Source organism: Nitratireductor aquimarinus (genome assembly GCF_017255295.1).
GTDB classification, from domain to species: Bacteria; Pseudomonadota; Alphaproteobacteria; order Rhizobiales; family Rhizobiaceae; genus Nitratireductor; species Nitratireductor aquimarinus.
Window position 1 is genome coordinate 195,012 of sequence record NZ_JAFKDE010000010.1, and the last position, 20,001, is coordinate 215,012.

The following is a 20,001-nucleotide window of genomic DNA, read 5'->3' on the forward strand; positions in this document are numbered from 1 at the left end:
TATGGCCGAGGCCGTTTCCCTAAAATTTCCCGATGGCTCCGTTCGCGAGTATGACGCGGCGACGACCGGCGCTGACATTGCAGCCGGCATCTCCAAGTCGCTCGCCAAGAAGTCCGTCGCCTATGCGCTTGATGGCACGGTGCGCGATCTGTCGGAGCCTGTCGGCACGTCCGGCGATATCGAGATCGTCACCCGTGACGACCCGCGCGCGCTGGAACTGATCCGTCACGATGCCGCGCATGTGCTCGCCGAAGCCGTGCAGGAACTGTGGCCCGGCACCCAGGTCACCATCGGTCCGGTGATCGAGAACGGCTTCTATTACGACTTCGCCCGCAATGAGCCCTTCACGCCCGAAGACCTGCCGGTCATCGAGAAGAAGATGGCGGAGATCATTGCGCGCAACAAGCCTTTCACCAGGGAAGTCTGGTCGCGCGACAAGGCCAAGGAAGTGTTCGCTGAAAAGGGCGAGAGCTACAAGGTCGAGCTGATCGACGCGATCCCCGAGGATCAGGACGTCAAGATCTACGCGCAGGGCGACTGGTTCGACCTCTGCCGTGGCCCGCACATGGCTTCCACCGGTCAGGTCGGCAAGGCTTTCAAGCTGATGAAGGTGGCCGGCGCCTATTGGCGCGGCGATTCCAACAATCCGATGCTGACCCGCATCTACGGCACGGCCTGGCACACGCAGGAAGAGCTCGACCAGTATCTCCACATGCTGGAAGAGGCCGAGAAGCGCGACCACCGTCGCCTTGGCCGCGAGATGGACCTGTTCCATTTCCAGGAAGAAGGCCCGGGCGTCGTGTTCTGGCACTCCAAGGGCTGGCGCATGTTCCAGAACCTTGTGAGCTACATGCGCCGCAGGCTCGCAACCGATGGCTATGATGAGGTCAACGCTCCGCAGGTGCTCGACAAGAGCCTGTGGGAGACCTCCGGTCACTGGGGCTGGTACAAGGAGAACATGTTCAAGGTCGAGTGCGCGGACGACGAGGCGGAAGACACCCGCACCTTCGCACTGAAGCCGATGAACTGTCCCGGTCACGTGCAGATCTTCAAGCATGGCCTGAAGTCCTACCGCGACCTGCCGATCCGGATGGCCGAGTTCGGCAATGTGCATCGCTACGAGCCTTCGGGCGCGCTGCACGGCCTGATGCGTGTGCGCGGCTTCACGCAGGACGACGCGCACATCTTCTGCACGGAAGACCAGCTTGCGGCTGAATGCCTGAAGATCAACGACCTGATCCTCTCCACCTATGCCGATTTCGGCTTCAAGGAGATCACGGTCTTCTTCTCCACGCGGCCTGAAAAGCGCGTCGGATCGGATGCGCTGTGGGATCACGCCGAGGAGATCATGACTGGCGTTCTCGAAAAGATCGCCGCCTCGGACAGCCGCATCAAGACGGCGATCAATCCGGGCGATGGCGCGTTCTACGGGCCGAAGTTCGATTATGTTCTGAAGGACGCCATCGGCCGCGAATGGCAGTGCGGCACGACGCAGATCGACTTCAACCTGCCGGAGCGTTTCGGTGCGTTCTACATCGATCAGGATTCGGAGAAGAAGCAGCCGGTCATGGTGCACCGGGCGATCTGCGGCTCGATGGAGCGTTTCCTCGGCATTCTGATCGAGAACTTTGCCGGTCACTTCCCGCTCTGGTTCGCACCGGTGCAGGTGGTGGTGGCGACGATCACGTCCGATGCCGACGAATATGCACTGAAAGTGACGGAGACGCTGAAGGAGGCCGGACTTCTGGCCGAGGTGGATCTGCGTAACGAGAAGATCAACTACAAGGTCCGCGAGCACTCGCTGGCCAAGGTTCCGGTGATCCTCGTCTGCGGCAAGCGCGAAGCGGAAGAAGGCACGGTGAACATTCGCCGGCTGGGAAGCCGCGATCAGGCGTCCATGTCGCTGGCCGATGTGACCGCCATGCTGGTCGAAGAGGCAACGCCGCCGGACCTGAAGCGCAAGGCCGCAAAGGCCTGAGCTGTAAGGCGCTCAAAACGAAGAAAGCCCCGCTGGATGCAGCGGGGCTTTTTCATTTCTGCGATGTGTTCCGGTTTTCAGTCGGGAAACTGATTGCGCGTGTCGAGCAGATCGGTCGGCAGCAGTTCCACATCCTGATTGCGGCCGGGCACGACCGAAAAATCGCGCTGGTAGATGCGGTCGCGGTTCTTGGCGACAATCGTGTAATTGCCTTCGGCAAGAACCATGGAGGCGTAGGCGCTGACCGTTTCGTAGACGATTTCGCCCGTGTCGGTCAGAACCGACCAGGCGGTATCGGCAATGGCTTCGCCGCCGCGTTCGCGCACAAGCTTCATGGTAAGGTCGGCGGCGCGGTGCTCCACCGTCGCTTCCGTCAGCTTGCCGGCTTCCACGCGGATGTCGGAGCGGATCGCTGCGTTGATGTCTCCGTAATTGGAGACCACGTGATAGGTGCCGGAATTGAGCCGGACGATGCTGCCGGGCTCGACCTTGGGCAGGATCAGCGCACCGTCGCCGATATTGTCTTCCGTCGCCTCATAGATGGCAAAGCGCAGCTGGTTCTGCGGAATGCGCACGCCGCCGGGCAGGATCGCGTTGAGCTTGAGACCGCCGGCATCGAGGAACAGGTCTTCGCGCATGGGCTCGCGGCTGACCGTGATGCGCTTTGTCACGCCTGCGCGTCCATAGGCGGCATGGACGAGATAGCTGCCGGGGGCGAGTTCGAAGACGCTGTTGCCGCCGCGCGCGGTTGCGACGAGCGGCAGTTTGTCATCGGGGCCGGGCTGCGTGCCGAAAATACGCCAGACGAGACCGTTCGGGATTTCGTCGCCGCCTTCGTTCAGATGCGCGACCAGTGTTACCTCGCCGGTGTCGGCAATGGCGAGCGCATCATCCACGGAGGCGGGGGCATAATTGTTGAGGCCGGGCAGGCGCAGGCCGTCGACGGCTTTCGCCGCATCCTCCTGCGCCATGACGTTCGACGCCTGAAAGGACAGCGTGCACAGGGCGAGAAGAGACAGAGTCGTTTTAAGTGAACCGCGCATAGCTGACATGAAGCCCAAGGCGGTGGCAATTTCAAGGCGATTATGCGATCTGGTTCCAGCGAAAAGCCAGCTTTTGCCAGCCAGACAACCTGTTTCAGGCAATGCAGATCCCACAGGAGACAGACAGTGCATCCATCCGTGCTTGATTTCATGCTCGCGCGCCGCTCCACGCCGGTGAAAGACCTCGCGGAACCAGCTCCTTCCGACAAGGAAATCGAGACCATCCTGACCGCAGCCTCGCGCGTGCCCGATCACGGGCGACTGACACCCTGGCGCTTTATTCTCTATCGTGGCGATGCGCGCACCGAGATTGGCGAGGCACTGGCCAAACGCGCCGTCGAGCGTGAGGGCGAGCTGCCGGAAACGCGTCTGGAGCAAGAGCGCAACCGCTTTTCCCGCGCGCCGCTGGTGATCGGTGTGGTTTGCGTGCCCAAGGAAAGCCCGACCATTCCCGAATGGGAGATGTTCCTGTCCGGCGGCATGGCGGCCATGAACCTTATGATTGCAGCCAATGCGCTCGGCTATGGCACCAATCTCATCACCAACTGGTATTCCGACGATGCGGAAGGCCGCCGCATTCTGGGGCTGGCGCCGCAGGAGCGCGTGGTCGGCTTCGTGCATATCGGTTCCTATGATGTGGAACTGGTCGAGCGGCCGCGCCCTGCGCTGGACGCCATTGTTTCCGATTACTCCGGCCCGTGGGAAGCATGATGTTTTTCGAACCCTCCAAGGGGCACGGCCTGCCGCATGATCCGTTCAAGGCGATCGTCTCGCCGCGCCCGATCGGCTGGATTTCGACCCTGTCGAAGGACGGAACGGCAAACCTTGCGCCTTACTCCTTCTTCAATGCGATCTCGTCCAATCCGCATCTGGTGTTTTTCTCCTCGGAAGGGGCGAAGGACAGCGCCACCCATGCGGAAGAGACCGGCGAGTTCGTCGTCAATCTTGCAAGCCATGATCTGGCCGAGCAACTGAATGCGAGCTCGGTCGATGCGCCGCGCGGTGTCAGCGAGTTTGCCTTTGCCGGACTTACGGAAGCCCCATCGACGCTGGTTGCGCCGCCGCGCGTGGCCGAATGCCACGCCGCGCTTGAATGCAAGGTGACCGAAGTGCGTCGTCCGCTCGGCCTCGATGGCGCGTGGGCAGGCGTCATCGTGGTGACCGGTGAGGTGGTCGGCGTTCACATCAGCGATGCCGTTTTGAAGGACGGCATGTTCGATGCCGTTGCTGCCGGCAATCTCGCGCGTCTTGGATATCGTGACTATTCGGCTGTGACCGAGGTCTTCCAGATGACGCGCCCCCAGTGGAAGGGTGACTGACGCGCCAGGGCAATCGGAGTAGCCCGGTTTTCGGGTTAATCCGATGCTTCTCCCCACTCTAGTCTGACGACGCGTCGGCTGCGCGTGCAAGCACGCGTTCGGCAAGCGCCAGGTGCGGGCGGTCATACATCCGCCCGCCAATATTGACCACGCCGGCGTTTCCGGCGGCAGAGAAGGCCTTCACCACGGCGCGGGCCTTCTCCACCTCCTTGGCGGAGGGGGTAAAGGTGGCGTTGATCGGTGCGACCTGCGCCGGGTGAATGGCCATCTTGGCGACGAAGCCATCGCGCGCCGCCAATTGGCAATCCCTTGCAAAAGCCTCTGTATCCGAAAAGTTCGGGAATACCGTGTCGATGGCCGGAACGCCTGCCGCCGCAGCCGCCAGCAGCGTCATGCTGCGGGCGAGCTGAAAGAGCGGCGTATAGCTTCCGTCTTCATGGCGCGCGGCGAGCGCGCCGATATGGGCTGACAGGTCTTCCGCGCCCCAGGTCAGCCCGGCCAACCGGTCGCTCGAATCCCGGTAGCTGGCGGCGTTGAGGACGCCCAGCGCCGTTTCCGTGATGATCGGCAGGATGCGTGTGCTTCCGTCTTCAATGCCGTTTTCTGCTTCGTGCACGCGCAATGCGGCGGCAAGGCGCGCCACATCTGCGCCGCCCTCGGCCTTGGGCAGCATCACGCCATCGGGACCCGCCTGCATGACGCCGGCGAGGTCGTCTTCCGTCAGGCCGCTCGACAGATCGTTGACCCGTACATAGAGCTGCGCGCCCGTACGGCCGCGCGCGTCCTCCAGGAAAGCGGTGGTGATGCGCCGGCCTTCGGCCTTGCGGTCGGGGCTGACCGAATCTTCCAGATCGATGATCAGCACATCGCTTGCGGAACCGAGCGCCTTTTCAAGCTTGCGCTCGGAATCCCCGGGCACGAATAGAAGCGAACGCATGATCAGGCGTCTTTCTTCTTGAGGATCATGGCCTGACGCAGGCAGCGCGCCACCAGCCTGTCATTCTGATTGTAGGCGCGGTGCTCGAACTCGACGATGCCGCGGTCGGGCTTGGATTTGGATTCGCGCACCGATTTGACTTCTGTTTCAACCCGGATCGTGTCGCCGTGGAAGACCGGGTGAGGGAAGCCCGTCTCCGTCATGCCCAGATTGGCGACCGTCGTGCCAAGCGTCGTATCGTGAACGGAAATGCCGATCATCAGCCCCAGCGTGAAGAGCGAGTTGACGAGCGGCTTGCCCCATTCGGTCTTCTCGGCAAAGGCGAAATCGATGTGGAGCGGCTGCGGGTTCAGCGTCATGGTCGAAAACAGCATGTTGTCGCTTTCGGTCACGCTCTTGCGCAGGGTGTGCTGGAACACCTGTCCCGGCTGGAATTCCTCTAGGTAAAGACCGGCCATCGTGTCCTCCGCATCCCGTTTGACCAATGCATCCTCCCTTTCTTGATAGGCGGGCTGCCGGCCCCTCGCAAGCGGGCACTTATGGTAAACGTTTCCTATACGAATTCGCGCTAGGGTCATTCCAGACAGGGCGGGAGCGTGACTTCAGTGCAAGTGGTTCAGCATTTTCTTAAATGGATGGAGACTGCCAGAGTGGTTGACAGAGCAGGGGCTGCCACAGCTCTCGCCAGAGCCTATCTCGACCGGGAACTGCCGTTTGAGGACCGCTACGCGGCCGAGGCCGCGCTGACGGCGCTGCTCGACGATCCCTCATCCAAAGTGCGCGCCGCACTGGCCGAAGCGCTCTCCATGAGCCGGCATGCGCCCATGCAGGTGATCGCCGCTCTTGCCGCCGACCAGCCGGACGTGGCTGCGCCGATCCTGGCGCGCTCGCCGATGCTTTCCGATTCCGACCTTATCGACCGCGTGGGCGACGGCCGCGAAGGGACGCAGCGGCTTGTTGCACAGCGTCCGCAGCTTGCCATGGGGGTTTCGGCCGCCATTGCAGAGGTGGGGTCGCTCGAAGCCTGTCTGGCGATGGTCGACAATCCGAGCGCGGAGATCGCCGCAGTGAGCTTTCGCCGCATGATTGAGCGTCATGGCCATGAGCCGCGCATGCGCGTGGCGCTGGCGGCCGATCAGCGTCTTCCCTCCGATTGCAGGCACACGCTTCTCGTGCAGCTTGGCGAAGCCCTGCGCGAAGCGCCGCTGGTTAAGGCGCTGGTGGGTGCGGCGCGGGCCGAGAAGCTGACGCGTGATGCATGCGTGCGCGCCTCGCTCACGCTGATCGAGACGATTGACCCGGATGAGCACGAAGCGCTGGTGGAGCATCTGCGCATGCGTGGTGATCTGACGGCAGGTTTCATCGTGCGCATGGTGGCGCATGGCAAGATCGATTTCTTCGGCCATGTGATGATGGCGCTCACCGGGCAGTCGCACACGCGCATTCGCGGCCTGCTCGTGAACGGACGCGATCTGGCCGTATCGGCGCTTTTGCAGAAGGCGGGGCTTGCAAAGCCGTTTCACCGCCCCCTGGTCCGCGCGCTGTCGGTCTGGCGTGACGTGGCGCAGGGGCGGCGGGTGGCCGGTGCGCAGGAGGTTTCCTGGCTGATGATGGAGAGCATTGGCGCGACGCCCGGTCAGTCCGGTCCGGCAGCGGAATCTGCGGAGCTTGCAGGCCTGCTGCGCTCAATCCACCTTGATGCCCTGCGTGAGAACGCACGCCTTCAGGCGCAGGCGATCGCCGCCGCCTGACAGAAGGGCGTCCGCGTCGCCGGCATCAATGCCGGCTTTGCGCGTCAGATATCCAGTTCTTCAGCGAACTCGGCATTGTCCTGAATGAAGCGGAAGCGCGCTTCGGGTTTGGTTCCCATCAGGCTGTCGATGGCGCCCTTGGTGGCTTCCTGACCGTCGAGCACGGTGACGCGCAGCAGCGTGCGCTTGGCCGGGTCCATGGTCGTTTCCTTGAGCTGGCTCGCCATCATCTCGCCCAGACCCTTGAAGCGGCCGATATCGATCTTGCCGCGCCCCGTGAACTCCGTTTCCAGAAGCTCGTCCTTGTGGGCGTCGTCGCGCGCATACATGGTCTTGCCGCCCTGGCTGAGGCGGTAGAGCGGGGGAACAGCCATGTAGAGATGGCCATTCTCGATGAGCTGCGGCATCTCCTGATAGAAGAATGTGATGAGCAGCGAGGCAATGTGCGCACCGTCGACGTCGGCATCCGTCATGATGATGACGCGGTCGTAACGCAGATCGTCTTCACGGTATTTCGAGCGCGTGCCGCAGCCGAGCGCCTGTGTGATGTCGGAAATCTGCTGGTTGGCGGCGAGCTTGTTGGAGCCGGCGCTGGCGACGTTGAGGATCTTGCCGCGCAGCGGCAGAACGGCCTGACTGGCGCGGTTGCGCGCCTGCTTGGCGGAGCCGCCAGCCGAGTCGCCCTCGACGATGAAGATTTCAGCACCCGCTGCCGCGCCCATGGTGCAGTCGGCGAGCTTTCCGGGCAGGCGCAGCTTGCGCACGGCGCTCTTGCGGCTGACCTCGCGCTCCTGACGGCGGCGAAGGCGCTCATCGGCGCGCGCCACCACCCATTCGAGCAGTTTGGAGGCTTCCTGCGGGTTTTCTGCAAGCCAGTGGTCGAACGGATCGCGGATCGCGTTTTCGACGATGCGGGTGGCCGCAGCCGTCGCCAGCTTGTCCTTGGTCTGGCCAACGAACTCCGGTTCGCGCACGAACACGGAAAGCATGCCGGCGGCCGAGATCATCACGTCTTCGGAGGTGATGATGGACGCGCGCTTGTTGCCGGTCAGCTCCGCATAGCCGCGCAGGCCGCGCAGGAGCGCGTTGCGGAAACCGCTTTCGTGGGTTCCGCCCTCGGGCGTCGGCACGGTGTTACAATAGGAGTTGAGCATGGCGTCGCCGCCATACCAGGTGATCGCCCATTCCACGGCGCCATGACCGGTGGTCTTTTCGCTGCGGCCGGAGAAAATCTCCTTGGTGACCTGGAACTGCCCGTCGAGCGAAGCGGCCAGATAGTCCTTGAGACCACCGGGGAAGTGGAAGGTCGCCTTTTCGGGCGTCTCGTCCTTCTCGCCGATCAGGGAAGGGGCGCAAATCCAGCGGATTTCCACGCCGCCGAACAGATAGGCCTTGGAGCGGGCCATCTTGTAGAGCCGCGCGGGCTCGAACTTCGCGCCCTTGCCAAAGATTTCTTCGTCCGGCTTGAAGCGCACCTTGGTGCCGCGCCGGTTGTGCACGTCGCCGAGCTTCTCCAGTCCGCCCTGCGGCAGGCCGCGCGAAAAAGTCTGGCGGAAGAGCTGGCGATTGCGGGCAACCTCCACCTGAAGGAGTTCGGACAGGGCGTTGACCACGGACACGCCAACGCCGTGCAGGCCGCCGGAGGTCTCGTAGACCTTGGAATCGAACTTACCGCCGGCATGCAGCGTCGTCATGATGACTTCGAGCGCCGACTTGTCCTTGAACTTGGGGTGCGGATCGACCGGAATGCCGCGGCCGTTATCGGTGACGGAGAGATAGCCTTCCTCGTCGAGTTCCACTTCGATGAAGGTGGCGTGGCCGGCCACCGCCTCATCCATGGAGTTGTCGATGACTTCGGCGAACAGGTGGTGCAGCGCCTTGTCGTCGGTGCCGCCGATATACATGCCGGGACGGCGACGAACGGGCTCCAGACCTTCCAGAACCTCAATGTCGGCCGCACTGTAGCCGTCGCCCGACGGGGCGGGCGATGCAGATGGCGCGGGACGCGCAGCGGGCTTGCGCTGAGGCGCTGCCGGCTCGGGCGTTTTCGCACGTTCCACATTGGCAGGCGTCCCGGCGGCAGGCATTCCGGCGAAGAGGTCGTTGTTGTCGTCCATGAAGCGTGTTGTTTCCTGTCCGCGAATCAGCCCGCAGTTTGCCATGGTTTGCAAGGCAAAGCGAAGCCTGTTCCGGTTCCGTTCGGAGTGTGTGGACGACGCTTTACCAGAAAGCGAGGGCGCGCGCCAAGAGGTGCGCGGCAATTGAGGCGATCATCTCCCCAGCTTGGGGAGATGATCCGTTTCATCGTGGTCAGCTTGCCAGCGCTTCAATGGGCGGGCAGGCGCAGACCAGATTGCGGTCGCCACCGACATTGTCGACGCGCGAGACGGGCGGCCAGTATTTGGACGCTGCCTCGAGCGAACCTTCGGGGAAGGCGGCTTCGCTGCGGCTATAGGGATGCGTCCAGTCGTCACCCATCAGCTCCATCGCGGTGTGCGGCGCGTTGGCGAGCGGATTGTCATCCTTCGGCCATTCGCCCTTTTCCACCCGCGCAGCTTCTTCGGCGATGGAGATCATCGCCTGGCAGAAGCGGTCGACTTCGCTCTTCGGCTCCGACTCCGTCGGCTCCACCATCAGCGTGCCCGCAACGGGGAAGCTCATGGTCGGGGCGTGGAAGCCATAGTCGATGAGTCGCTTGGCGATGTCGTCGACGGTGATGCCGGCGCGATCCTTGAACACCCGCGTGTCGAGAATGCACTCATGCGCAACACGGTCGTTGCGGCCCTTGTAGAGCACCGGGTAGTGTTCCTTCAGGCTGTGGGCGATGTAATTGGCGTTGAGGATTGCCATTTCCGTCGCCCGCTTGAGGCCGTCGCCGCCCATCATGCGGATATACATCCATGTGATCGGCAGGATCGACGCGCTGCCATAGGGGGCTGCGGCCACCGCATGGCTGCTGCCGAGCGCCACATGTCCCGGCACGAACGGCTTCAGATGCGCCTTGACGCCGATCGGGCCAACGCCCGGTCCGCCGCCGCCATGGGGAATGCAGAAGGTCTTGTGCAGGTTCAGGTGGCAGACATCCGCTCCCAGATCGCCCGGACGGGCAAGCCCGACCATGGCGTTGAGATTGGCGCCGTCGAAATAGACCTGGCCGCCGTGTTCGTGGATCACCGCGCACATGTCGCGCACGCCTTCCTCGAACACGCCGTGGGTCGACGGGTAGGTCAGCATCAGCGCCGCCAGCTTGTCGGCGTGCTCTTCCGCCTTCGCCTTCAGGTCGTCCTGATCGATATTGCCATCTTCCGTGCAGCGCACGACCACCACCCGCATGCCGGCCATGGAGGCGGACGCCGGGTTGGTGCCATGGGCGGAGGAGGGGATGAGGCAGATATCGCGGTCACCTTCGCCGCGCTCGGCGTGATAGCGGCGGATGGCCAGGAGACCGGCATATTCGCCCTGGCTACCGGCATTGGGCTGCAGCGAAACTGCGTCGAAGCCGGTGATTTCCGAGAGCCAGCGGTCCAGATCGTCGATCATGCGACGATAACCCACCGTGTGCTCCGGCGGAGCGAAGGGGTGAAGGCCACCCACTTCCGGCCAGCTTACGGGCATCATCTCGGCAGCGGCGTTGAGCTTCATGGTGCAGGAGCCAAGCGGGATCATGGCGCGGTCGAGCGCAAGATCCTTGTCGGCGAGCCTGCGCAGGAAGCGCATCATTTCCGTTTCCGAGCGGTGCGAGTGGAAATCCGGCTGCGTGAGGAAGCCTTCGCCGCGCGCTGCGGCCGGGGCAAGGCGCGGTGCGCTTTCCGGCACGGTGGCGCCGAACAGGGCTGCCAGTGCGGCCAGATCGTCTTCGGTCGTCGTCTCGTCAAAGGCGACGCTGACGCGGTCCGCGTCGAGAACGCGCACAAGCCGGCCCTCGGCCTCGGCTCCGGCCGCGATCTCCTGCGCCTTGCCGGGAACGGTGACGGTGACCGTGTCGAAGATGACATCGCCTGCAAGCGAAAGGCCGGCAACCTTGAGGCCCGCATGGAAGCGGGCTGCGCGCTCATGCACCTGCTCGGCAATTGCAGCGAGCCCTTCCGGGCCATGCCAGATGGCAAAGGCTGCGGCCATGTTGGCAAGCAGCGCCTGCGCGGTGCAGATGTTGGAGGTCGCCTTGTCACGGCGGATGTGCTGCTCGCGGGTCTGCAGCGCCAGACGGTAGCCCGGACGGCCATGCGCATCGACCGACTGGCCGACGAGACGGCCGGGCATGAGGCGCGTCAGCTTGTCCGATACGGCGCAATAGGCCGCGTGCGGACCGCCAAAGCCCATTGGCACGCCATAACGCTGCATCGAGCCAACGGCGATTTCCGCGCCGAGCGCTGCCGGCGTTTCGCTCAACAACAGGCCGAGCGGGTCGGCGACCATGATGACGATGGCGCCTTTGTCCTTTGCCTCGGCGATCAGCGCGCCGTGGTCACCATGAACACCGTAGGTGTCGGTCCACGGAACGATAAGGGCGAAGGTGTTGTCGTCGATCGTGTCGCCATCGACCTCGATGCCCAGCGGCTCCGCGCGGGTGACCACCACGTCACGGGTCTGCGGGTGCAGTTCGCCGGCAATCGCCAGCTTGCTGCGCTTGGAGCGATGATGACGCCAGGCAATGCCCACGGCTTCGGCCACGGCCGAACCTTCGTCCAGCAGCGAGGCGGAGGCGACCGGCAGGCCGGTCAGTTCCGTCACCAGCGTCTGGAAGTGGAACAGAAGCTCAAGGCGGCCCTGGCTGATTTCCGACTGGTAGGGCGTGTAGGCCGTGTACCAGGCAGGGTTTTCAAACAGGTTGCGCTGGATGACCGGCGGAACCTTCACGCCGTGATAGCCGGCGCCGATGAAGCTCTTGAGCACCTTGTTCTGGCGCATGGCTGCGCCGAGCTCTTCGAGCGCCTCGGTCTCACTGGCTGCCGGCGGCAGGTCGAGCGGACGGTCGAGGCGGATCGAATTCGGCACGGCCTGCGTGATCAGCGTCTCGAGCGACGGAACGCCGAGCGTGGCCAGCATGGCCTTGGTTTCTTCACCGCGCGGGCCGATATGGCGGGCGGCGAAAGGGAGTGTGTTGGCGGACATGGTGTTTCCTCAGGCAATCGACGCCTTGTAGGCGGCTTCGTCCATCAAGCCTTCGAGCTGGCTTTCATCGGAGAGCTTCATCTTCCACAGCCAGCCATCGCCGGTGGGGGCGGAGTTCACGAGGGCCGGGTCGCTTGCAAGCGCTTCGTTGACCTCGGAGATCTCGCCATCGGCAGGCGCGTACACATCGGAAGCGGCCTTCACGGATTCAACCACGACGGCGGTGTCGCCCTTGGAGAGCGTTGCGCCGGTTTCGGGCAGTTCCACGAACACCAGATCGCCGAGCTGTTCCTGAGCGTGATCGGTGATGCCGACGGTTGCGACGCCGTTCTCGACTTTGATCCACTCGTGGTCTTCGGTGAAATAGGTCTGGCTCATCTGGCTGTTATCCTTTTTTGTAGCGCTGCGGCGTGAAGGGCAGGGTATGGACATCAAGTGCGATGCGGTTGCCGCGCACTTCGGTGAAAAGACGGGTGCCGGGTTCGGAAAGCGCCTTGGCGACATAGCCCATCGCCACCGGATGACCGGCGGAGGGGCCGAAACCGCCCGATGTGACGCGGCCGACCTTTTCGCCGGCTTCGTTGATGAGCGGTGCGCCGGCGCGCACCGGCTGGCGGCCTTCCGGCTTCAGGCCGACGCGCTTTTCCTTCGCGCCATCGGCAATGATCTTCTGCAGGGCCTCAGCGCCGATGAACCGGCCTTCGGAGCGCAGCGCCTTCGGCACGGCCCAAAGGATGGCGGCATTGGCCGGATCGGTCGTCTCGTCGAGATCCTGACCATGCAGGCAGAGCCCGGCTTCGAGCCTGAGGCTGTCGCGGGCGGCAAGGCCAACCCACTGGACGCGCTCGTCGTCGAGCAGTTTGCGGGCAAAGCGCTCCGCCTGATCGACCGGCAGCGCCACCTCGAAACCGTCTTCGCCGGTGTAGCCCGAACGGGTGGCGAACCAGCCCTCATGCGGCTCCGTGCCGGTCATGAAGACGAGATCGCTGAGGTCGAGGCCGGCGGCGATCAGGATGGCTTCTGCGTCGGGGCCCTGAAGGGCGAGGAGGACGCGCTCGAGCGCAGTGAAGGAGATGTCGAAATCTGCGGCGATGGCGCGGAGATGCACTTCATCCTTCGCGGCATTGCCGGCATTCGCCACGATCATGTAGCGGTTTTCGCCGAGCCGGGTGACGATCAGGTCGTCGATGATGCCGGCATTCTCGTTGAGAAGGACGGTGTATTTCGACTGGCCTTCCCTGAGCGCCGTCGCATCGAGCGGGCAGGCGCGCGACAGGAAGGCTGCTGCGTCTGCGCCTTCAACCTCGAAGAGCTGCATGTGAGAGATGTCGAACAGTCCGGCGCTTTCGCGCGTGTGGATGTGTTCTTTCATCACGCCGGCGGGATAGGTCAGGGGCATGCGCCAGCCGGCGAATGCGCCAAAACGTGCGCCGGCATCTTCATGCAGCGCTTCCAGCGGCAGATGTTTCAGGGATTCGGTGTTGCTCATCATTCCTCCAGAATCGCACGCATGCCGCGGGAAGCGACATGTTCGTGCCCCTCTGTCGGAAGCCTGAGAGACTCGCGCAGCCGGAACTCTGTCGACCACGCTTACACCTTCGGCGCGGGGATCGCTCCCCGACTTTCCAGAGTGTCTTGACCTGTCTACGGTTCTTTTGCCTGAGAGATTTCGGGCGATTTCCCCTTCGGCGTCCGCCCCGGTTTTTCCCGGTTTGGCTCTCTCCCGCAAACAGGTAGGGCTGCTGCCCTCGACGGCTGGAAACTAGCGCAGGCCGCTGCGTTTGTCACCTGTCATAACGCCGGTCGCGGTCGTGGCATCACGCTTTCTGTGCACAATGTCGCATCAGAAGAAATCCGCGCGTCAGCCAGCGCCTTCAGCGCGCGCAAGGTCGGTTTCGATCTGCGCGACAATGCGGTTGGTTTCTTCCTGGAGCCTGCGGATGCGCTTCAGGTTGGCTGCGACGGCGTTGACCAGTTCCGAGCGGCTTTCGTCGGCGGGCGAAACGCCCACGCCGTGCAGCAGCCAGGAGAGGCTGACATTGAGAACGCCGGCGAGCATGGCCAGCCGGTTTGCGCGCGGCTGCGAGCGGTCGCTTTCCCAGGCCTGTATCGTGGCCGCCTTCACGTCGAGGCGACGGGCGAGTTCGGCAACCGAGAGGCCGACGGCGTCGCGCGCCCGGGAGAGGCGGCCGCCCATCGTGTCGCGGTCGGGTGTGTCTGAATAAATATGTGCTGTGTCCTGCACCGGGCAGCACCTCCGTTTTCGATCATCATTGGGTGGCATTCTGAGCTCAATGATCCCGCATTTTAGGGCGGGTTTGCTCCCGAAAGCATGCCGGATGCGACGCGCCGGCACAAGTTTGCGCCGGCGCGTCAATCGTCGTGGAGGTGAAAAGCCGTTTGCTGGCAGAATGTTAGCCGAAGAACATGAGGAGATGATTCATCGGCTTCATGTGTTGATTCAGGTCAGCTGGCTGCGAGGCGCTTTGCGTGCCAGGCAAGGTGGTCGTCCATGAAGGTCGAGATGAAGAAGTAGGAGTGGTCATAGCCCTCACGCATGTTGAGCGTGAGCGGAATGCCGGCCTTTTCGCAGGCCGCTTCGAATAGCCATGGCCTGAGGCCCTCGTCCAGGAAGCCGTCAGCCGCGCCCTGATCGATCAGGAATTCGGGAAAGCGAGCGCCGTCGGCTACCAGCGCGCAGGCGTCGTGTCCGCGCCACGTGGCTTTGTCCGCTCCCAGAAATTTCTCCAGCGCCGGTTTCGACCAGCCCGCAGTCGAGGGTTCGACGATGGGGGCGAAGGCGGAGCAGCTTTTGAAGCGGTCGGGATTTTTAAGCGCGATGGTCAGCGCCCCGTGGCCACCCATGGAGTGTCCGAAAATGCCCTGGCGATCCATGTCCGCCGGAAAATTTTCGGCGATCAGCGCCGGCAGTTCCTCTATGATGTAGGAATACATGCGGTAGTTCTTGGCGAAGGGCTCCTGCGTGGCGTCCACATAGAAGCCTGCGCCCTTGCCGAACTGCCAGTTGTCCGCCTCGTCCGGCACGTCGTCGCCGCGCGGGCTCGTGTCCGGGCAGACCACGATCATGCCGAGTTCGGCGGCCATGCGGCGGTATTCGCCCTTGTCCATCACATTGGCGTGCGTGCAGGTGAGGCCTGACAGATACCACAGGACCGGGCAGGGGCCATCAGCTGCCTGCGGCGGCACGAACACGGCGAAAGTCATGTCGCACTGGCAGGTTTTAGAGGTGTGGCTGTAAACGCCCTGGACGCCGCCATGGGAGCGGGCGGTGGAGACGGTCTTCATGAGGTCAGTCCCTGTTTTCTTTCAAAGCGCGGCGCACGGTGCGGTCGAGCGCCTGCAGGAAGTCGGAGCGGTCGCGTGCGGTGAAACCGGGATTGTATCCCTTGATCTCACCGGATTCGCGCAGATCCTGTTTGAGGTTGCGCATGGCGACCGCCATGCCGATGGTTTCGGGCGTGAACGGGCGGCCGGTGGGGCCGAGCACATGCACGTCCATCTCCACCAGGCGCGCGGCCAGCGGCACGTCCGCCGTGATGGCGATGTCTCCGGCCACGGCATTCTCCACGATCCAGTCATCGGCGGCGTCGGCGGTGCCGGGCACCACCACATGCCGCACCATGGGATCGCGTGAGGGGCGCAGCCCGCCATTGGAGACATAGACGATGACAAGCCCGTGCCGCTCGGCGACACGGGCTGCTTCCGGTTTCACCGGACAGGCGTCTGCATCCACATAGATGGTCGACAAGGTGATGGCCTCAGTAGACCACCACGGAGCGGATGGATTCGCCCGCATGCATGAGGTCGAAGCCCTTGTTGATCTCGTCCAGCGACAGGGTGTGCGTGATCATCGGGTCGATGTCGATCTTGCCCTCCATGTACCAGTCGACGATCTTGGGCACATCCGTGCGGCCGCGTGCGCCGCCAAAGGCGGTGCCTTTCCAGGTGCGTCCGGTGACCAGCTGGAAGGGGCGGGTGGAGATTTCCTGACCCGCACCGGCCACGCCGATGATGATGGACTCGCCCCAGCCGCGATGCGCGCTTTCCAGCGCCTGACGCATCACATGAACATTGCCGGTGCAGTCGAACGTGTAGTCCGCGCCGCCGATCTGGTCTGCGCCGCGCTTGGTCATGTTGACGAGATAGGGGACGAGGTCTTCGCCGGCTTCCTTCGGATTGACGAAATGCGTCATGCCGAATTTCTCGCCCCATTCCTTCTTGTCGTTGTTCAGGTCCACGCCGATGATCATGTCGGCGCCGGCAAGCCGGAGGCCCTGGATCACGTTGAGGCCGATGCCGCCGAGGCCGAACACGATGGCCGTCGAGCCGATCTCGACCTTGGCGGTGTTGATGACCGCGCCGACGCCCGTGGTCACGCCGCAGCCGATGTAGCAGATCTTGTCGAAGGGCGCGTCGGGGTTGACCTTGGCGACCGCGATTTCGGGCAGAACGGTGAAGTTCGAGAAGGTCGAGCAGCCCATATAGTGATGCAGCTTCTCGCCGTTGAGGGAGAAACGGCTCGTGCCGTCCGGCATCAGGCCCTGGCCCTGGGTGGAGCGGATGGCGGTGCACAGATTGGTTTTCTGCGACAGGCAGGACGGGCACGCACGGCACTCGGGCGTGTAGAGCGGGATCACGTGATCGCCCTTCTTGAGGCTCGTCACGCCGGGACCGACATCAACGACGACGCCAGCGCCTTCATGGCCAAGAATCGCCGGGAAGATGCCTTCCGGATCTGCACCGGAGAGGGTGAACTCATCCGTATGGCAGATGCCGGTCGCTTTCACCTCGATCAGCACTTCGCCTTCGCGCGGGCCATCGAGGTCTACCTCCATGATTTCAAGTGGTTTTCCTGCCTGAACGGCAACAGCGGCGCGGGTTTTCATGGACAATTCTCCTGCAAGTCCGGAATCTAAGCCGAAAGTTTCAGGAATTGTTATGTCCCGCAAGCCCGTTCCGGCCATAGGATGACGCAATCTGACAAACCCGCTTCTCATGCGACAATTGTGTGAAACGCTTGAGCGGGGGCAAGCAAAGCCATAAAACAGAAACGACGTCGCTCGTTGGGGGGAAACACCGTTCATGTTCAAGAAGATCCTCGTCGCCAATCGCGGTGAAATCGCCTGCCGGGTCATGAAGACAGCGAGGAGGATGGGCATCGCCACCGTCGCGGTCTATTCCGACGCCGATGCCGACGCGGTGCATGTGGACATGGCCGACGAGGCCGTTCACATCGGACCGCCCGCCGCCAGTCAGAGCTATCTGGTCGCAGACAGGATCATCGCCGCCTGCAAGGAGACCGGCGCAGAGGCCGTGCATCCGGGCTATGGCTTCCTTTCCGAGAATGCAGGGTTCTGCGAGCGACTGGAAGCCGAGGGCATCGTTTTCATCGGCCCCAAGCCGAAGGCCATCAAGGCCATGGGCGACAAGATCACCTCCAAGAAAATTGCCGCCGAGGCCGGAGTCTCGACCGTTCCCGGTTTCATGGGACTGATCGATGATGCCGAACATGCGGTGCGCATCGCGGGTGAAATCGGTTACCCGGTGATGATCAAGGCATCGGCGGGCGGCGGCGGCAAGGGCATGCGGATTGCCTGGAACGATGACGAGGCGCGCGAAGGGTTCGAGCGCTCAAAATCGGAAGCTGCGTCCTCTTTCGGCGATGATCGCATCTTCATCGAGAAATTCATCGAGGAGCCGCGCCATATCGAGATACAGGTTCTGGCGGACGCGCATGGCGCGTGCCTGCATCTGGGCGAGCGCGAGTGCTCCATCCAGCGCCGCAATCAGAAGGTGGTGGAGGAGGCTCCGTCGCCCTTTCTGGACGCCGAGACGCGCGCGGCCATGGGCGCACAGTCTGTGGCGCTCGCAAAAGCCGTTGATTATCAAAGCGCCGGCACGGTCGAGTTCATCGTCGACAAGAACCGGAATTTCTATTTTCTGGAGATGAACACGCGCCTTCAGGTGGAGCATCCGGTGACCGAGCTTGTCACCGGCATTGACCTGGTGGAGCAGATGCTGCGGGTGGCGGCAGGCGAGCCGCTGTCCTTCGGCCAGGCCGATGTGAAGCTCAATGGCTGGGCCATTGAAAGCCGTATCTATGCCGAAGATCCGGTGCGTAACTTTCTGCCGTCCATCGGCAGGCTCACCCGTTACCGTCCGCCGCAGGAGGGGCGTTTGGGCGATGCCGTCCTGCGCAACGATACGGGCGTGGCGGAAGGGTCGGAAATCTCGATGTTCTACGACCCGATGATCGCCAAGCTCTGCACCTGGGCGCCCGAGCGACTTGATGCGATCAACGCGATGAGCGAGGCGCTGGACCGTTTCGTGATCGACGGGATCGAGCACAACATTCCATTCCTCGCGGCTCTGATGAGCCATCCGCGCTGGCGCGAAGGGCGTCTGTCGACCGGCTTCATCGCGGAGGAGTTTCCTGACGGGTTTGCGCCGCCATCGCCCATGGCGGGCGAGCGCACGGTGCTGGCTGCGGTGGCGCTGGCCGTGGAGCTTCTGCGGCGTGACCGTCTCGACCGGCTGACCGGCCGTCTTGCACCGCATTCGGGCGAACTGAAGCGCGACTGGGTGGTGCGGCTCGATGACGATTATCTGTCCGTCAGCCTTGTCGAAGGCATGATCTCGATCCCGCTGGAAATGGACATTCGCATTGGCGATGCCGATCCGGTGACCGTGCGCTCTTCCTGGCGTCCGGGGGAGCCGGTCTGGGAAGGCGATGTCAATGGCCGCACTGTCGCCGTTCAGGTGCGTCAGATCCTCAACGGCGTTCAGGTCGCCTGGCAGGGCGTGGCTGCGAATGCGCGCGTGATGCTGCCACGCATTGCCGAGCTTGACCGCCTGATGCCCGTGCGCGAAGCGCCCGATACGTCGAAAATGCTGCTTTGCCCGATGCCGGGTCTGGTCGTGTCCATCGCGGTCACCACCGGGCAGGAGGTCAAGGCGGGCGAAATACTCGCCGTTGTCGAGGCGATGAAGATGGAGAATGTCCTGCGCGCCGAGCGCGACGGGATGGTGGCAAAGATCAATGCCGCGCCCGGTGACAGCCTCGCCGTGGATGCGGTCATCATGGAATTCGAATAGGAGCTTTCCGAAAATGGCGCAGATGGAAAAGCGGGCAGCGGTGCTGTTCGATCTCGACGGCACGCTGACGAACCCGTTTGTCGGCATTTCCAGCTGCATCCGCCATGCAATGGAGAAGATGGGGCGCACGGCCCCGGATGACGCCACCATTCGCTCCCATATCGGGCCACCCCTGCAGGTCACCTTCGCCACGTTTCTGGAAACCAGCGACGAAGGGCGCATCTGGGAGGCCGTCGGGCACTATCGCGAACGTTATCAGGACGTCGGAAAGTTCGAGAATGAGCTCATTCCCGGCATCAGGGAGACGCTTTCCCATTGTGTCGATGCAGGGCATTTCCTCTCCGTGGCGACCTCGAAGATGGAAGCCTACAGCAAGGATATCATTGCGCATTTCGATCTCGCGCGCTTCTTCGATGCAGTGCACGGCTCTGCCCCCGATGGGACCAATGCCAACAAGGCGGACCTGATCCGGCACATCATCGCCAGTGAAGGGATCGAGCCCGAAAACACGGTGATGATCGGCGACCGGCTTCACGATGTTGCCGGCGGCAAGGCGAATGGCGTGCCGGCCATTGGCGTTCTCTGGGGATTTGGCGATCGGGCCGAGCTGGCGGAGGCGGGCGCGGTCGGTATCGTGGAAGAGCCGGCAGAGCTGGCCGTCGAAATCGACCGGGTTCTGGCTGCAGAGACGGTCTGACGCGTTCAGAAAGCCGTGTGCTGCCGGGTGACGGGCCTTTACCCCCGG

The 20,001-nt window shown here is 63.2% G+C and carries 17 protein-coding genes and 1 riboswitch; of the genes, 6 read left to right on the forward strand and 11 right to left on the reverse strand.

The window, feature by feature from the left end; translation table 11 throughout:
- Nucleotide 1 precedes the first annotated feature (1 nt).
- On the forward strand, nucleotides 2–1,978 hold the full coding sequence (gene thrS / locus JYP46_RS18140; RefSeq protein ID WP_206546344.1) for a threonine--tRNA ligase: 1,977 nt from the start codon (nucleotides 2–4) through the stop codon (nucleotides 1,976–1,978).
- A 77-nt stretch (nucleotides 1,979–2,055) separates the two neighbouring features.
- On the opposite strand, the gene JYP46_RS18145 is transcribed toward thrS, so the two are convergent.
- On the reverse strand, nucleotides 2,056–2,949 hold the full coding sequence (locus JYP46_RS18145) for a hypothetical protein (protein WP_113155444.1): 894 nt from the start codon (nucleotides 2,947–2,949) through the stop codon (nucleotides 2,056–2,058).
- Nucleotides 2,950–3,171: 222 nt separating this feature from the next.
- Between JYP46_RS18145 and JYP46_RS18150 the strand changes: the two genes are divergently transcribed.
- Both JYP46_RS18150 and JYP46_RS18155 read left to right on the forward strand, forming a co-directional pair.
- Nucleotides 3,172–3,732 carry a nitroreductase family protein gene (locus JYP46_RS18150; RefSeq protein ID WP_210343945.1) on the forward strand — a complete coding sequence of 187 codons (561 nt, stop codon included), beginning with the start codon at nucleotides 3,172–3,174 and terminating at the stop codon, nucleotides 3,730–3,732.
- Nucleotides 3,732–4,340, forward strand: a complete 609-nt coding sequence (locus tag JYP46_RS18155; RefSeq protein WP_206548891.1) for a flavin reductase family protein — start codon at nucleotides 3,732–3,734, stop codon at nucleotides 4,338–4,340. Before JYP46_RS18150 ends, JYP46_RS18155 begins: the two co-directional genes overlap by 1 nt.
- A 58-nt stretch (nucleotides 4,341–4,398) precedes the next feature.
- Here the strand turns inward: JYP46_RS18155 and JYP46_RS18160 are convergent, their stop codons facing one another.
- Nucleotides 4,399–5,277 (reverse strand): HpcH/HpaI aldolase/citrate lyase family protein, encoded by an 879-nt coding sequence (locus JYP46_RS18160; RefSeq protein WP_206548892.1) that lies wholly within the window; start codon nucleotides 5,275–5,277, stop codon nucleotides 4,399–4,401.
- A 2-nt stretch (nucleotides 5,278–5,279) separates the two neighbouring features.
- Nucleotides 5,280–5,735 carry a MaoC family dehydratase gene (locus JYP46_RS18165; protein ID WP_113155440.1) on the reverse strand — a complete coding sequence of 152 codons (456 nt, stop codon included), beginning with the start codon at nucleotides 5,733–5,735 and terminating at the stop codon, nucleotides 5,280–5,282.
- A 177-nt stretch (nucleotides 5,736–5,912) separates the two neighbouring features.
- Between JYP46_RS18165 and JYP46_RS18170 the strand changes: the two genes are divergently transcribed.
- Nucleotides 5,913–7,028, forward strand: coding sequence for a DUF2336 domain-containing protein (locus JYP46_RS18170; RefSeq protein WP_206548893.1), 1,116 nt, complete (start codon nucleotides 5,913–5,915; stop codon nucleotides 7,026–7,028).
- A 44-nt stretch (nucleotides 7,029–7,072) separates the two neighbouring features.
- Here the strand turns inward: JYP46_RS18170 and parE are convergent, their stop codons facing one another.
- From parE to JYP46_RS18210, 8 genes are all read right to left on the reverse strand, one after another.
- A complete protein-coding gene (gene parE / locus JYP46_RS18175; protein ID WP_206546342.1) occupies nucleotides 7,073–9,145 on the reverse strand; it encodes a DNA topoisomerase IV subunit B in 2,073 nt (690 codons plus the stop codon).
- Between the two features lie 193 nt (nucleotides 9,146–9,338).
- Entirely contained in the window at nucleotides 9,339–12,140 is a 2,802-nt protein-coding gene (gene gcvP, locus JYP46_RS18180) for an aminomethyl-transferring glycine dehydrogenase (protein WP_206548894.1), read from the reverse strand.
- 9 nt (nucleotides 12,141–12,149) lie between these two features.
- Nucleotides 12,150–12,518 carry a glycine cleavage system protein GcvH gene (gcvH, locus tag JYP46_RS18185; RefSeq protein WP_113155437.1) on the reverse strand — a complete coding sequence of 123 codons (369 nt, stop codon included), beginning with the start codon at nucleotides 12,516–12,518 and terminating at the stop codon, nucleotides 12,150–12,152.
- 7 nt (nucleotides 12,519–12,525) lie between these two features.
- Nucleotides 12,526–13,629 (reverse strand): glycine cleavage system aminomethyltransferase GcvT, encoded by a 1,104-nt coding sequence (gene gcvT / locus JYP46_RS18190; RefSeq protein WP_206548895.1) that lies wholly within the window; start codon nucleotides 13,627–13,629, stop codon nucleotides 12,526–12,528.
- Nucleotides 13,630–13,777: 148 nt separating this feature from the next.
- A riboswitch (glycine riboswitch) is annotated at nucleotides 13,778–13,876 on the reverse strand.
- 125 nt (nucleotides 13,877–14,001) lie between these two features.
- The gene (locus JYP46_RS18195) at nucleotides 14,002–14,385 is read right to left on the reverse strand and encodes a helix-turn-helix domain-containing protein (RefSeq protein ID WP_206548896.1); all 384 of its coding nucleotides are present in this window, start codon (nucleotides 14,383–14,385) and stop codon (nucleotides 14,002–14,004) included.
- 221 nt (nucleotides 14,386–14,606) lie between these two features.
- Entirely contained in the window at nucleotides 14,607–15,446 is an 840-nt protein-coding gene (gene fghA, locus JYP46_RS18200; RefSeq protein ID WP_206548897.1) for an S-formylglutathione hydrolase, read from the reverse strand.
- A 4-nt stretch (nucleotides 15,447–15,450) separates the two neighbouring features.
- Nucleotides 15,451–15,915 (reverse strand): YaiI/YqxD family protein, encoded by a 465-nt coding sequence (locus tag JYP46_RS18205; RefSeq protein WP_204360909.1) that lies wholly within the window; start codon nucleotides 15,913–15,915, stop codon nucleotides 15,451–15,453.
- A 4-nt stretch (nucleotides 15,916–15,919) separates the two neighbouring features.
- On the reverse strand, nucleotides 15,920–17,047 hold the full coding sequence (locus JYP46_RS18210; RefSeq protein ID WP_113155433.1) for an S-(hydroxymethyl)glutathione dehydrogenase/class III alcohol dehydrogenase: 1,128 nt from the start codon (nucleotides 17,045–17,047) through the stop codon (nucleotides 15,920–15,922).
- Between the two features lie 196 nt (nucleotides 17,048–17,243).
- On the opposite strand from JYP46_RS18210, the gene JYP46_RS18215 reads away from it, so the two are divergent.
- Nucleotides 17,244–19,256: an acetyl-CoA carboxylase biotin carboxylase subunit gene (locus tag JYP46_RS18215; RefSeq protein WP_206548898.1), complete on the forward strand. Its 2,013-nt coding sequence runs from the start codon at nucleotides 17,244–17,246 to the stop codon at nucleotides 19,254–19,256.
- 13 nt (nucleotides 19,257–19,269) lie between these two features.
- Complete coding sequence (locus JYP46_RS18220; RefSeq protein WP_206546337.1) at nucleotides 19,270–19,953, forward strand: HAD hydrolase-like protein; 684 nt, start codon at nucleotides 19,270–19,272, stop codon at nucleotides 19,951–19,953.
- The last annotated feature ends 48 nt before the right edge of the window (nucleotides 19,954–20,001 follow it).